Here is a 14,530-nt window from a genome sequence, read left to right on the forward strand (position 1 = left end):
TGGCGGCGGCGCCACCTCGCCCACCAGCCCAGACTCACGCGTTAATGCAGTTTTGCGCTTAAATGCGCTGCATTAACGCGTGAATCTGCATTTAAGCGCAAATCTAGACCGGCGCGCTGTGCAAAGCTGCGGCGGCGGGACAAGAAACTGCAGGCAGCAGGCTGCGCCCCACGGGCTGCGGCTTGCTGGCCCGGCGGCGCCCTACCAGCCCGGCTCCACCTCGCCCATCAACCCAGACTCACGCGCTAATGCAGTTTTGCGCCTAAATGCGCTGCATTAGCGCGTGATTCTGCATTTGCGCGCAAAACCGAGGCGGCGCGCTGCGCAAAACCGAGGCGGCGCGCTGCACAAATTTGCGGCGACGACGGGCAGCGGAACGGCTCCGTCAGCCCACCTGCGCGTCCGCGGCAAGCGACGAAAAGTCCAAACCAGCACCGTCAGCTTCGCTTAAATACCGCGTCAGCCGTGCCTGAAACAGCTTGACGTGGCGCACCGCAACCTCTTCGGCGCGTTCGCGGTCGCGCTGTTTGAGCGCATCGATGTACTCCCAGTGGTCATCGTGGACCTTGTCGTAGTGCTCATCGATGTCGCCCAGCTGGGCCGCCCCACCCTGATCACCGCCGAAGCTGAGAAAAGCCAGCCGCTGCAGGTTCGTGTAGACCCTTTCGGCCATCGCCAGCAGGTAGGAGTTTCTGGTCAGCTCGGTTTCGAGGATGTGCAGTTCCGCATTTGTGCGGGTCACCGCCGCAACGTCCCGGTCCGCAGCGGCGCGCTCAACCGCTCGGACAGCCTCTGACAGCCTCTCCAGCCCCTCGTCGTCAATCCGCTCGACCAACAGCTGAGTGACAGCGCGGACGAGCACATGCTGCGCTTCGATGAGCTCCCGACACTGGCGCAGTGAAATCGAGCTGACACGGTAGCCGCCCCTGGCATCGGCTTCGACAAGACCTTCCGCTGCCAGTCGGTGCAGTGCCTCGCGCACGGGAGTGCGGCTGAGCCCAATGCTCGCCACCAGTGCACCTTCGTCGATCTTCTGCGCGCCGCGCAGCTCCAGCGTCAGAATGCGCCGGCGCATTTCGACGTAGGCGGTTTCCCTCGCACTTGTCTTCCGCGTAGTCATGCTCCTCATTATCAGACAACTGCAATCCCGCGCCCGCAAAAACGTAACGCGCTTCACAAAGCGGCTTAATCATGACAGCCTGTATTTATTCCGTATACAAGCTGAACGCTTCCCGATCGGAAGGAAAGCACATGAACCCGAACGCATCAGATATTGAAGCGCTCGCCGTCAAATACCGCCGGCGCGCCATCGCGGCCTCCGGAATCGGCTGGGGGCTCGACGGCTTCACCTGGTCGATGTACGGCTTTGCGCTCGTCGCCGCCGCCGGCACCCTGGGCATGAGCTCCGGCGCTACCGGCTGGGTCAGCGCCATCAGCATCGTCGCCTCCGCAATCGGCGGCATGATCTTCGGAAACCTCGCCGACCGCTACGGCCGTGTGCGCATGCTCACGGTCGTCATCCTCGGCTACAGCATTTTCACCGGTCTGACTGCGACCTCGCAGGGGCTTTATGACTTCCTCCTGTGGCGCACGCTGGAAGGTCTGTTCTTCGGCGGTGAATGGGCTGTCGGTGCGGCACTTGTTGCCGAATACGCTCAGCCGGAGAAGCGCGGACGCGTCCTGGCGTTCATCCAGAGCTGCTACGCCATCGGCTGGGCCGTTTCAGCCCTTGCCTACCTGACGGTGTATTCGATCTTCCCCGAAGAGGTGGCGTGGCGCTACCTGTTCCTCGTGGGTATTCTGCCGGCGCTGGCCGCCTTCTTCATTCGCCGCGGCACAAAAGACGCTACGGAGCTCCACGGAGACCAACAACCAGCCGCCAAACCCAGCCAACAGCCTGATAAGAGCTTCGGCAATCTGTTCCGCGACGGCCTGGCGAAGATCACGATTGCCGCCACTCTCCTGGGCATCGGCGTCCAGGGCATCTACTACTCGGTGTTCATCTTCCTTCCCACCTACCTGCAGGAAGAGCGCGGTCTGAGCATTGTCGGCACCGCCGGCTTCACCTGGGTGGCAATCGTCGGTTCGTTCATCGGATACGTGTCCTCCGGTTTCTTCCTCGACTGGATCGGCCGCCGGCCCACATTCCTCATGTTCTTCGTCGGCTCGGCCCTGAGCGTGTCGCTGTTCGTCTTCACCCCCGCCGCTCAGCCCGAGCTGGGCATTCCCGTCATCTTCCTGCTGGGCTTCTTCGCATCCGGCCAGGCGGGAGGCACCGGCGCGTACCTGGCAGAACTGTTCCCCACTGACATCCGCGCAACCGGACAGGGCTTCGCCTACAACCTGGGCCGTGGCCTGGCAGCCTTCGGCCCGCTGACGGTGGGCCTGGCCGCCGAGACCATCGGCTGGGGCAATTCGATCATGGTCATCGCCATCATCGGCGCTGTCACGGGAATCATCGCCCTGTCGCTGCTGCCGGAAACCAAGAACAAGGAAATCGTCGAACTGTGAGTCAAGGAGAGCACATGTCTGCAGGACTGCACGTTGCCGTTGACACCGGCGGCACTTTCACCGACATCGGCATTCGCAAGGATGACGGCGAACTGTTCGTGTGGAAGGTCCCCTCGACACCGGAGGCACCGAATGAAGCCGTGATTGACGGGATTGTCGGCGGGCTTGAGCAGATTGACCGCAGCCCCGAGGAGATCACCCGGCTGGTGCACGGTACGACGGTGGCCACGAACACCGTCCTGACCCGTGAGGGCGGACGCGTGGGTCTTCTGACAACCCGTGGTTTCCGTGACGTTCTGGCGATCGCCCACCAGGACCGCCCGGCGATCTACGACTACCGACAGACCCGACCGGCACCTCTCATTTCCGATGACACGATCTTCGAAGTCGACGAGCGGATCGACGCTGACGGCGAAGTTCTGACCGAACTGGACGAAGCAGCGTTGGACCAGTTGGCCGAAACCATCGCGAGCGCGGACCTCGATGTGCTCATCGTGTCGTTCATCAACGCCTACACCAACGGCCAGCACGAACGTGCCGCTGTGAAGCGCCTGACCGAACTGAACGCGGCCCCCGTTGTGTCGGCCGCGACCGAGGTTGCCACCGAGATGCGCGAATACGACCGCACCTCGACCGCTGCGATCAACGCCTACGTCCGCCCGAAGGTTTCGACGTACATGGAGAAGCTGGAAGCAGGCATCGAGGACCTCAAGATCCCGTCGCGCCTGTGGGTCATGCAGTCCAACGGCGGTCTGCTCAACCCGAAGATGGCCAGCACCCAGAGTGCGAAGACCGTTCTGTCAGGCCTTGCCGGCGGGGTTGTCGGGGCGGCCAACTGGGCGCGTTCGCTGGGCCTGAAGAACGTCGTCAGCTTCGACATCGGCGGCACGAGCACCGACATTGCGCTCATTCGCGACGGTGTGCCGGATGAAACGAACTTCACCGAAATCGACTCGATGCCGCTGCGCCTGCCGAGTGTCGACGTGCACACGATCGGCGCCGGCGGAGGTTCGATCGCCTGGCTCGACTCCGGTGGGAGCCTGCGCGTGGGACCGCACAGCGCCGGGGCTGTCCCCGGCCCCATCAGCTACCGCCGAGGTGGAACTGAGCTGACCGTGACGGACGCTCACGCGGTCTTGGGTCGGCTGGGCAGTGAGCTGCTCGGCGGTCGTTTTGAGCTCGACATTGATGCTGCACGTGCCCGCATGGAGGAGTTCGGCAAAACGCTGGGGCTGTCAGCCGAAGAGTGTGCTGAAGGCATCATCAAGGTCATTACGGCGACCATGGCACGCGGTGTGCGCAAGGTGTCGGTTGAGCGCGGTGTGGACATTCGGTCGTGCAACCTCATGTCGTTTGGAGGTGCCGGTCCGCTGCACGGTGCTGACCTCGCGGTTGAACTGGGCATGGAATCGGCGGTCGTTCCGCCGCACCCTGGCATTGCGTCGGCTGTGGGCATGCTCGATGCTCCCATCCGCCACGACTTCGCCCACCCCGTTCAGGCAAACGAATGGACCAGGCTCGAACCGCTGGAAGCGGCTTTTGGAGACCTGCAGGATCAGGCTCGCCGGGAAATGGAAACCGACGAGTTCGACCGCGAATGGCTGGTCGATGCCCGCTATGTGGGCCAAAGCTATGAACTGACGCTGCCGTTGGAAGACAGCTGGCACGAACAGCGCCGAGCTTTCGACGAAGCTCACGCTGAACGCTACGGCTACAGCGATGACGACGCGGCCATGGAGATCATCGTGGTGCGTCTGCGGGCCACCATCGAATCCGAGCGGACCCGCGAAGCCCAGGCGAAAGCGGGCACCGGCGCTCCTGAGCCCAAGACCACCCGCCAGGTCTACATCGACGGCAGCTGGACCGAAGTCGACATCTACGACCGTGATGCGATCCCGGCAGGCACCTCGATCCCCGGGCCCATCATCATCGACCAGTTCGACACGACAACCTTTGTCCACCCCAGCCTGACGTGCTTCTGCGACGACCGCGGCTTCCTGCACCTGCGCACCCGAAAGAGTGATGACGATGACAAGTGAATCCACACAGCTCAACGCCGTTGAACTTGAGATTGCGCGCAATCGCCTGACCTCGGTGTCAGAGGAGGTGGGTACGGCGCTGATCCGCACCTCGTACTCCCCCAACATCAAAGACAGGCGCGACTGTTCAGCTGGCATCTACGATGCGGAAGGCCACCTGATCACGCAGGCAGAGCACATTCCGCTGCACCTGGGGCTCATGCCCACGCTCATTGAGAACGCAATCGCAGAATACGGGCTCGACAACATCAAACCCGGTGACGTTCTCATCACCAACAATCCCTACCTGGGCGGTTCGCACCTGCCTGACATGTGCGTCATCACCCCCGTGTTCGCCGGTGAGGAGCTTGTTGCGCACGTGGCGACAATGGCCCACCACGTCGATGTCGGCGGTTCCACGCCGGGGTCCATGGCAACTGACGCCACAGAGATCTTCCAGGAGGGCATCCGGGTTCCGCCCATCCGCCTGTTCGCGGAAGGTCAGCTGCAGACCGAAATCATGGCGCTCATGCTCATGAACATCCGCACGGCAGACAAAACCCGCGGTGACCTCATGGCGCAGGTTTCGGCAAACAAACTGGGTTCACGCCGTGTGCTGGAGCTCATCGAAGAATGGGGTGTGCAGCACTTCTACGATTCCTGCGATGTGCTTGTGGCCTACAGCGAGCGCCGGGCACGCGCGGCAATCGCCTCCCTGCCTGATGGCAAGGGCAGCTTCGTCGACTATCTCGAACACAACGGTGTGGAACCGGAGATGATCCCCATCCACGCTGAGGTCGAAATCAGCGGTGAGGAAATCACCATCGACATGACCGAAACCGCAGACCAGGTTGCCGGGGCTGTCAACTGTTCATACGCGGTGGCGCTGGCCTGCGCCTCGTACGTGGTGAAGATGATTGCCGACCCGACCCTGCCCTCGAACGCGGGCCTGACCGCGCCGATCAACGTCAAGACCCGGCCCGGCAGCCTCGTGCACGCCCAGTTCCCCGCCCCCGTTGCGCACGGAAATACGCAGACCTCGCAGAGGATCGTCGACACGATCCTCGGAGCGCTCGATACGTTCACCGAGGGCCTGGTGCCGGCCGCCTCGAGCGGCAGCATGAGCATCATCACGATCGGCGGCGTGGACCCACTCAACGGGGAGTACTACTCCTATGTGGAAACCTATGGCGGCGGGCAGGGCGCCGGCCCCGAATTCGACGGTGCCTCCGCCACCCACACGCACATGACCAACACTCGCAACACCCCGTGCGAAGTGATTGAACGTGAATACCCGCTGCGCGTAGACAGCTACGAGATCGCTCGTGACACCGGCGGTGACGGTGCTGCGACCGGCGGCAGCGGACTGCGCCGAAGCCTGACGCTCACCCGCGGTCAGGCGACGGTGGTTGCTGGTACATCGCGCGTCACGACGACTCCGTGGGGCCTGGAAGACGGCGGCGATGGAATCAGTGCCCGCATCACCCTCGCCGAAGGTGATGAGCTGCGCGAACTCGAATCGATGTCAAAGCTCACGGTCCGCGCAGGACAGACCGTATCCATCCAGACCGCGGGCGGCGGTGGATACGGGAAATGACACCCACAATCTTGTTGGAGAGAAAAAACCATGTCCGACACCCGTATTGACTTCCTATACCTGAGCGAACCCGACATGATTGCCGCCGGCGTGACCGACATGGCTCGCTGCGTGGACGTCATGGAGGAAACCCTCGTGCTTCTGCGCCGCGGCGATTTCCGGATGGCAGGTTCGAACGCCATGTCGCACGGTGCAATGGTCAGCTTCCCCAAAGAACCCGAATTCGACTCCATGCCGGCCGACGGCCCAGACCGCCGTTTCATGGCGATGCCGGCCTACCTTGGCGGACGCTTCCACACATCAGGTATGAAGTGGTACGGCTCGAACGTGGAGAACCGCAAGAAGGGTCTGCCCCGGTCAATCCACACTTTTGCCCTCAGCGACGCCGACACGGGAGCGCCGCTGGCGTACATGTCCGCAAACCTGATTTCGGCATACAGGACCGGAGCGATTCCCGGTGTCGCCGTTAAGCACCTGGCCCGTTCGGATGCGCGGACGTTCGGCATTGTGGGCCCCGGCGTCATCGGCCGGTCCGTCACACAGGCGGTGCTGTCACAGTGCAAGGGCATTGAGGAGATCGTGGTCAACGGCATCGACCAGCCGGACGTGGACCGCTACCGGGCATTCATTGAAGAGAACTTCCCCCACATCCGGTCGGTGCGTGCGGCTGCCGATGTCGAGGCGGTGGTCCGGCAGGCCGATGTTGTCACCGTGACCGTGACGACCGGCGAAGAAGGCTCGTCCGCTTTCCCCTTCATTGACGAAGAGTGGATCAAACCGGGAGCGATTCTTCTGCTGCCCACGGCCGTTCGATTCGACGACACGTTCATTGCGTCGGATCGTGTGACGAAGGTTGTCGACTCGTGGCGCCTATACGACGCGTGGGCTGATGAATACGGTGTCGGCGCCTACCAGAAGCTGGGCATCATCGGCACACACTGGCACGACCTCATGCGCGCTGGCCTGCTGGAACGCGATTCGATTGTCGACATGGCCGACATCATCGAAGGTGCCGCACCCGGCCGGCAGAACGACGACCAGATCTTCCTGTACTCCGTCGGCGGCATGCCGGTGGAGGACGTTGCCTGGGCCACCGAGGTCTACCGCACCGCACTGGACAAGGGCATCGGCACCACGCTCAACCTGTGGGAAAGCCCCGCTTTGGCTTGAGGGCGGCTGCGGCGGCTTGGCGGTGCTGGGGCGCTTTCACGCCAGATTCACGCGTTAATGCAGATTCACGCTTAAATGCGCTGCATTAACGCGTGAATCTGCATTTAAGCGCAAGGTTGCAACCGCGGCGCACCCAACGAACACCGCCGCACCGTTAACAGGCACTGAAACGGGCTGGGTTCGAGTGACAGTTGTCACTCGAACCCAGCCCGCTGCTGTTGCGGTCAGCTTTCAGTTGGCTACAGCCTTTCGGTTCAGCTCCTGCGGGTGCGGAGCATTAGAAGCGTTCCTGCGCCGATGGCTGCGACCGCCACTGCGAGCAGCCCCGCGAACTCGGCACCAGTCCGCGGCATTCCTGGCCCAGGACTTCCTGGTTCACGAGGCGCCGGCCCTGGTGTCGGATCCTCACTCGGGTCCGTGCTGGGGTCAGGGGTCGGCTCCGGAGTCGAGGTGCCAGACGGACCGGGTGTCGGCTCGTCGCTTGGCTCGTCACTCGGCTCGGGAGTCGGTTCCGGTGTGGGGTCCGGTGTCGGTTCTGGCGTGGGTTCTGGAGTTGGCTCCGGCTTACGGGTGTTCGTAACCGTCACCTTGTAAGCGTTCCCAGCTTCTTCCACCTCGACCTTGGAGTCGTACCCCTCAACCGGGTCTTCCTTCACCGTGTAGGTGACCGGCTCCTCGTCAATCACGGTCGGCAGTTTTTCGAACGTGTGCTTCCAGCCGCCCGCGGCGGACAGTTCGACCTTGTCACCCACGGGCGTGCTTTCTTCACCCTTCTTGCGGATCAGCTGCACTTTCACCGCGTTCGGAGTCTCCGTGAGGTTTTCGCCCTTTTCGTCCTTCCACACCTTCTCGACATTGACGTCGACCGGTGTGCGGACAGTGAACTGGGCGGAGGTGCGCATGCGCATCTTTGTGTTTTCAGCGCGGCCGACAGCCTTGTTGACGACAACATCGCCACTCTCAGCCTCGTGAAGCTCTGTCTTGACGGTGATGGTCTGCTTATCGCCATAGGCCAAAGGCGCAGCGGTGATGACGCGAATTGCCGTTGCGTCCTCTTGGAGGCCTTCCTCCCAGATGTCTGAAGGCTCACCCGTTTTGCCGTTGGCCTTGGCATTGGGGTCTTCATCAACGTCAGTTGCCGTCGTGCTGTAGACCTTGGCACCCTCGGCACCTTCAACACCCGTCACCTTGAGCGTGCCATCGAACTTCGAGCCCTGCGGGTCTCCATTTGCCGGGAGCACGTCGATGACGTCCGTCAGGTTGGACTTGGTCGGGTCGTTCGACGTCAGGTCAATAGTCCATTCGTTGGCGGCGACACCGTTCGGGGTTTCATCGACGACGGGGGTCTTAACGCTCTTCTTCAGCGAGGTGTAGCCGGCCTCCGGCACTGTGACTTTGGCCTGTGCCTTGCGAGTCTGGCCCTGGCTGGTGGCACTGACCTCGTTGACGTAGACGTCACCGGGCTCGGCGTCCTTGGGCAGCGTGGCCTTGTAGTTGATGACCCCCGCGTTGCCTTCGTCAAAAACGCGAATGTTGGGTTCAACATCGTCCTTTGTCCATGTCAGAACCTGCTGCCCCTTGCTGTTGGTTGTCACCTCGGGCTCAACATCGGCGCTGCCGGCAACATACTCCATACCCTTCGGCAGGGTGTCTTTGATGACCACCTGGTCCTTGGGCATGTTGGCCACTTCAGATTCCAAGCCGTAGCGGATCGTGTAGTCAGCTTCTTCGCCCGGACCGTATTCGGGCTGAGCAACATCCTTGACAACGACCGGCAGTGAGGGCACGACGCGCAGAAGGTCACGTCCTGGGCCTGCATACGGGTAGCGAACGCCTTCGGTGATCACACCGGGGGAAGCAAACCCGGGAGTGATTTCCCGTTCGTTCGTGACGCGATCATAGGCAATCTTCGCGTTGATTCCCATGTCCCATTTAGTGTGCGTTTCATTGAGCACGGAGGTCCACGTCCAGACGTCTGCGCCAACCTCTACATCGTCATGAATCTTCTGTTCGATGGTCAAGTAGAAGTACGACTGTGGCAGCTTAGACAGGTGGCCCTTGTCGCGTGGTACGCGAACCTTCACAGCTTTGACCTTAGAAAGGTCGTCGGGCTTGGTGTAGCTCCAGCCGTCCTTTTCGTCTTTGCCTTCGTCAAACGGAGTTTCTTCGGTTCCGCATTTGAAAAGGTTCGGGTCCTCCACCTCGCCGGTGTAATAGAGGATCTTGATGTCCTCAATATTCTTGCCGTAATAGACGTTGGGCTTCGCGTCGGGGTCGGCCACTACACGGGCGTTGACGAAATCGACACGCTGGGTATCGAGGGTGTTGCAGATCCAGTTGTCAGAAAAGCCCTCAACCCGGGGAGGTGCGATACCGGAAACGGACATCACAGTTGCACCCACTGGCGCGCGAGAGGTATCAGACCATCCGATGCCCGGGTAGGCCTTCGGGGACTGCGACCCAACAACCCACGCGCCCGTCCAGTTGCCGCGGATCATCGGTGCACGGTTCTCGTTGTTTGAAGGATCGTCATCGCTGGTTGAGCCATCTACGGCGGTGTAGGTCGGCGCCGATGCTTTCAGCTTCACGTTGGTGTTGCGGTTCGAGTCAGAGCCAGAAGCCCTGTAGGGGACTTTGACCCGCAGCTCACCGGCAGCGATCACTTCGCGGGGATAGTTCGGCTGAACCTGCGGCAAGCGGACGCCGTTGGAGTCAAGCTCTGGACGCTTCGCCTTGTAGTCCAGATCGGACAGAGTCAGACGAAATGTATTCGTGTCCGGGTCAATCAGTGTGAATTCACACGTCGGGAACCTCGCGGTTTGCTCCTGCGGTTTTCCGGGCGCCGAGAAAGGGTAACCGGAGTGCACTCGGTCAATCGGGGCGCAGGCTACATCCTGCGGCGTGATCTTCTCGCCACGCACACCGTTGATCGTAATGTCGTAGCTGACGCTGCCCGGGCCTTCGGGTGAGCCCGTTGCGTGCGACAGGGAGAACGGGAAATTCATGAACTGGTCTGTGTCCGGCTGGCCGGTCAGCGAGCTCGGTGCACCTGCGTCGAACTTGGCATCCATGAGGAACGGAGCCACGATCGGAATTTCTGGCAGGGTGGCTTTGAGACCCCGGAATGTTGCCCTCGCGGTGACCTTCGACTTCGCGGGGCCATCGACCTTGACGCCCGACAGCACTATCTGGGCGGTGCCTTCGTCACGCTCACCGATGTCACACGTCAGGGTGCGCTTGTCATCGGAAATCTTTGAAGCACCTTTGTCGCCACTGAGACACTCACTGGGGATCTCACCAAAATGGGCATTCTCAACTGTGACCGTGAGCAGGTTGTCCGTTGTGGGGTCGTTGCCCGGTGCCGGCGCGGAGTCGTTGATATCCATGTGCCACACCATGGAAAGAACGTCGAGACCAGAGGTGACTTCCTCGGGCTGCTTCTTCCATTCGCCTTCGAGTTCGTAGGCTTTCGTGCCGCCATTGCTTTGTGCGGTTCCGGCGGCGTACACCGATTGCGGTGCCAGCACCATAAGCAGTGCAACGAGCATGGCGACGAACGTCACGATTCGCTTCTGCATACTGCGGTCGGAGGTTTTCAATCCTGCCACTTTGGCTTCTCCACGATTGTCTTGTCGATGCCGGCCACCTGCCGGACGCTGAAGCACTGCAATCAGACCCGCCGATGAACACACCACTCACAGGGCATAAACAGCGCACTCTAATTATCACATCTTTTTAAGATTTTTACTAGGGTGCGGTTTTGCTGCCAGATTCACGCGCTAATGCAGTTTTGCGCTTAAATGCGCTGCATTAACGCGTGAATCTGCATTTAAGCGCAAGGTTGCAGTCGCAGGATGCGCGCAAAGCTGCGGCAGTGAGTGCGAGCAGCAGGCCACGGCCGCCGGCGGCTGCACTCCGCAGGCCGCGGAGCATCCACGGCTTGCAACATCCACGTGTTCACTCGCCGTTCACTCCGCTCATGGCCTAATGGGCGTATGGCACCGACAGCTGAAACACACGCACCCAAACCAGCCGGAAACCCTTTCGAGGTGTTTCAAGCCTTCCTCAAACTGGGGCTAACTTCGTTTGGCGGGCCAGTCGCCCACCTGGGCTATTTCCGCACTGAGTTTGTGCAGCGCCGCAAGTGGATCAGCGATGACCACTACGGACAGCTGGTTGCGCTGTGCCAGTTCTTGCCGGGCCCGGCATCCTCGCAAGTGGGCTTTGCTCTGGGCCTTCTCAGAGGCGGAACTCTTGGAGCCCTTGCCGCCTGGGCAGCCTTCACCCTCCCCTCGGCTCTCCTTCTGGTGTTGTTCGCGCTTGGTGCTGTCCACCTCGGCGGTCCAGTGGGTGATGGCCTCCTCATGGGGTTGAAAGCTGTTGCCGTTGCTGTTGTGGCACACGCGGTGATGGGCATGGCGCCAACACTCGCACCTGATCTCCGGCGCGGGCTCATTGCTGCGGCAGGGGTTGCTTTGGCTCTGCTGATACCGGGAAACCTCGGTCAGGTAACCGCTATCGGTGTGGGGCTTGTGGCGGGGCTGCTCTTCTGCCGTGGGATGGCTGGTGGCGCTGACCATCCCCTGCGTGTGCCCGTCTCGAAGACCGCGGGTCTGGTCAGCGCTGGTCTGTTCGCGGTCCTCTTAATGGGGCTTCCGCTGTTGGCCGGCCTGGTTGCGAACCCGTGGGTCGCCACTGCCGATGCGTTCTACAGGTCTGGTGCGCTGGTGTTCGGGGGCGGGCATGTTGTGCTGCCGCTGTTGCAGGGTGAGCCCGCGATTGCCGAGGCGGTAAGCCAGGACCAGTTCCTAGCGGGTTATGGAGCGGCTCAGGCTGTTCCCGGTCCCCTGTTCACATTCGCAGCGTTCTTGGGGTTCACCATGGGAACCGGGGCCGAGGCGTGGCTCAGCTCCGCACTTGCTCTGGCTGCCGTTTTCCTCCCCGGAGTACTGCTGGTGATCGCCGCGCTGCCGTTCTGGGCTGCGGTGCAGACAAGCCCACTGGCCCGCTCTGGTGTGGCGGGAGCTAATGCCGCTGTTGTCGGGATCCTCGCAGCTGCCCTCATCACCCCGGTTGTCACTTCAGCTATTACGGGGCTCGCTCCCCTGCTGACCGTGCTGGCGTGCCTGGCACTGCTCATGCTGACCAAGTGGCCGGCGTGGGCCGTCGTGTTGATCGGCGCGGCGACTGGGCTTGCAGCAAGCCTCATTGGGGCGTAGGTGGGCGGCTTTCGAAGGGTCGTGTCAGAGCTCCTGAATACACTTGCTTCAAACCGCGAGAGGAGCACGGCATGACCACGATAACTGTCGAACTGTCTGACGAAGACGCAGCCCTTGTTCGCAAGTACGCCGACTTTGAAGGCGTCACGATTTCCGACTTCACCCGGACAGCAATCTTGGAGAAAATAGAAGACTCCTGCGACCTACAAGAACTCCGCGAAACAATCGCAAAGGACAATGGCGAACGATTCAGCATCGACGAGGCCCTAGGGGACCTCTAAGCACACCCCAACCATCTTGGTGTTTTCCATCGGCCGGCGCGACAAAATCTACGGGCGCTGAACGAAAAGCCGCGGAAGCACACTTTGAAGCTCTTTGCTCGAAGGGAACAATGACTGCACTCACGACTGAACGACTGATACTTCGCCCTCCACGCGACGGCGATGAAGATGCCGTCTTCACAATCCACTCGGACCCAAGGACTTACCAGCATCGCCCTGAACTGGCGATGAAGAACCGCGAAGAAGCCTTCGAGCTGCTGGCCGCATGGCAGCGCAACTGGGCGGATGACGGAATCGGCTACTTTGCCGTCACCCGAGATTCAGCCGACATCATCGGTTTTACAGGCCTGCGCTTCTCAGAAGAACAGGGCGAACAGGTACTCAACCTCTACTACCGTTTTGCGCCCGAAGCCCAGGGAAAGGGCTATGCCGCCGAGGCCGCGGCGGCCGCCATCGAATGGGCACGTCAGGCGCACCCCGAACGTCCAGTCGTGGCGATCATTGATCCAAGCAACGCCCCGTCTGCCCGGTTGGCTGAAAAGCTCGGCCTGCACCTGCAGACGGCAAACCATGAACAAGGCCAGCTATACCGCACTGAGGACCAAGCAGTGTTAGAGGCAAAATAAACCCCGCCGATCGAAGAACCACGGGGCCGGCAGCGACACTCAAAGGCGCACTCCGGAACTTGCCGCATGTTACTCAGCAGATAATTCGGAACGCTGCCGCCGAATTGAGCTGTGGATCTCCGCCTGCACCCAAGTTTCGCGACGCTCAACCGAGAGTCCGTTGGACAAGCGGGATTGCGTATTCCCAGTCGTCGCCATCAGGATCGCTAAGATCAGCGTCCGCGAACCAGGTTTTATCAGCTTCCGGATGGGGGCCAATCAAGCCCACACTTCCCTCCCCAAATTGATAGTACGCGGCGGCGATGTCGCCTGTTTCGTAATGGGCATAAGCCTCAGCGCCATCGTTGGGCAGCCTCGCTCCCTCTTGAAAATAGGTCCATCGCGAGGTTTCGTCCCACGTGACTGCCACCACTTCAGCCGTGCTGTCCGTCACGGGGAAGCCGGGAACATTCACCTGTCCTTCGACAGATTCGCCCACAAGGCCGAAGCCTTCGCTCCCTGCAAGATATGCACCCATGCAGACCCCAAGGTAGCTTCCGCCTGCCGCAACAAAGTCACCAACGCCGCGAATGAAGTCGGAAGGGAAACTCTGCGCGGCGGCAGAAATATCGTCACCACCGCCCGGCTGAGCGTAGAGAGCGACTCCAGCAAGTGCACTCGCTTCGAGAGGGATCTTTTCATCCGGGCCGATGAACGCAACGTCCATACCCAGCGGCGATTGAGACAACCGCTCTGCAAGAGTTTCCGCGCAGCCTTCACACCCTGCCGGCCCGCGGTAGACCAGGGCCTTCCGCGCACCCGAAGTTTCGCTGTCTTTCGTGCTGATTGGTGCACAACCGGTAACCAGCCCAACAAACGGGGCCGTCAGCAGCCCGGCGAGGACCGACCGACGGGTCCATGCAGAAGGTGATTCACACGCAGTCATTACTCAATGCTAAGCTAGCCTTCTCTGCTGGTCGCACAAGCCAAGGAGACTCTGGCGTCGGTCATGACAGCATGATTCGCACCCGCAGTTCGCCAGGCCGAAACACAAAAAGTCCCGAAACATCGAGTGAACTACGTCCCAGGACTTCAGGGTTAATACTCATTTTGTGTGTACAGGATAGGG

Annotated in this window: 10 protein-coding genes; 7 read left to right on the plus strand and 3 right to left on the minus strand. The window is 61.3% G+C overall.

The genetic code is table 11. The annotated features are described in order from the left end of the window. Window positions 1-385: 385 nt before the first annotated feature. On the minus strand, window positions 386-1,120 hold the full coding sequence (locus tag HMPREF3172_RS05745) for a GntR family transcriptional regulator (RefSeq protein ID WP_070516143.1): 735 nt from the start codon (window positions 1,118-1,120) through the stop codon (window positions 386-388). A 131-nt stretch (window positions 1,121-1,251) separates the two neighbouring features. Between HMPREF3172_RS05745 and HMPREF3172_RS05750 the strand changes: the two genes are divergently transcribed. Genes HMPREF3172_RS05750 through HMPREF3172_RS05765 form a run of 4 tightly spaced genes read left to right on the plus strand, consistent with a single transcriptional unit; the run spans window position 1,252 to window position 7,296 of the window. After that, complete coding sequence (locus tag HMPREF3172_RS05750; protein WP_070516145.1) at window positions 1,252-2,511, plus strand: MFS transporter; 1,260 nt, start codon at window positions 1,252-1,254, stop codon at window positions 2,509-2,511. A gap of 14 nt (window positions 2,512-2,525) precedes the next feature. Then, the gene (locus HMPREF3172_RS05755) at window positions 2,526-4,550 is read left to right on the plus strand and encodes a hydantoinase/oxoprolinase family protein (RefSeq protein WP_070516147.1); all 2,025 of its coding nucleotides are present in this window, start codon (window positions 2,526-2,528) and stop codon (window positions 4,548-4,550) included. Beyond that, complete coding sequence (locus HMPREF3172_RS05760; protein ID WP_070516149.1) at window positions 4,540-6,126, plus strand: hydantoinase B/oxoprolinase family protein; 1,587 nt, start codon at window positions 4,540-4,542, stop codon at window positions 6,124-6,126. Before HMPREF3172_RS05755 ends, HMPREF3172_RS05760 begins: the two co-directional genes overlap by 11 nt. Before the next feature lie 30 nt (window positions 6,127-6,156). Next, window positions 6,157-7,296 carry a tyramine oxidase subunit B gene (locus tag HMPREF3172_RS05765; protein ID WP_070516151.1) on the plus strand — a complete coding sequence of 380 codons (1,140 nt, stop codon included), beginning with the start codon at window positions 6,157-6,159 and terminating at the stop codon, window positions 7,294-7,296. A gap of 254 nt (window positions 7,297-7,550) precedes the next feature. Here the strand turns inward: HMPREF3172_RS05765 and HMPREF3172_RS05770 are convergent, their stop codons facing one another. Then, window positions 7,551-10,904 carry a Cna B-type domain-containing protein gene (locus HMPREF3172_RS05770; RefSeq protein WP_256173237.1) on the minus strand — a complete coding sequence of 1,118 codons (3,354 nt, stop codon included), beginning with the start codon at window positions 10,902-10,904 and terminating at the stop codon, window positions 7,551-7,553. Between the two features lie 387 nt (window positions 10,905-11,291). Between HMPREF3172_RS05770 and chrA the strand changes: the two genes are divergently transcribed. From chrA to HMPREF3172_RS05785, 3 genes are all read left to right on the plus strand, one after another. Then, entirely contained in the window at window positions 11,292-12,515 is a 1,224-nt protein-coding gene (gene chrA, locus HMPREF3172_RS05775; RefSeq protein ID WP_070516155.1) for a chromate efflux transporter, read from the plus strand. 71 nt (window positions 12,516-12,586) lie between these two features. Then, a complete protein-coding gene (relB, locus tag HMPREF3172_RS05780) occupies window positions 12,587-12,796 on the plus strand; it encodes a type II toxin-antitoxin system RelB family antitoxin (protein ID WP_070428626.1) in 210 nt (69 codons plus the stop codon). A gap of 110 nt (window positions 12,797-12,906) precedes the next feature. After that, window positions 12,907-13,422 (plus strand): GNAT family N-acetyltransferase, encoded by a 516-nt coding sequence (locus tag HMPREF3172_RS05785; RefSeq protein WP_070516157.1) that lies wholly within the window; start codon window positions 12,907-12,909, stop codon window positions 13,420-13,422. 145 nt (window positions 13,423-13,567) lie between these two features. Here the strand turns inward: HMPREF3172_RS05785 and HMPREF3172_RS05790 are convergent, their stop codons facing one another. Next, on the minus strand, window positions 13,568-14,347 hold the full coding sequence (locus HMPREF3172_RS05790) for a BPL-N domain-containing protein (protein ID WP_141741592.1): 780 nt from the start codon (window positions 14,345-14,347) through the stop codon (window positions 13,568-13,570). Between the last annotated feature and the right edge of the window lie 183 nt (window positions 14,348-14,530).

Origin of the sequence: Brevibacterium sp. HMSC08F02 (genome assembly GCF_001807555.1) — a bacterium.
Taxonomy (GTDB): domain Bacteria; phylum Actinomycetota; class Actinomycetes; order Actinomycetales; family Brevibacteriaceae; genus Brevibacterium; species Brevibacterium ravenspurgense.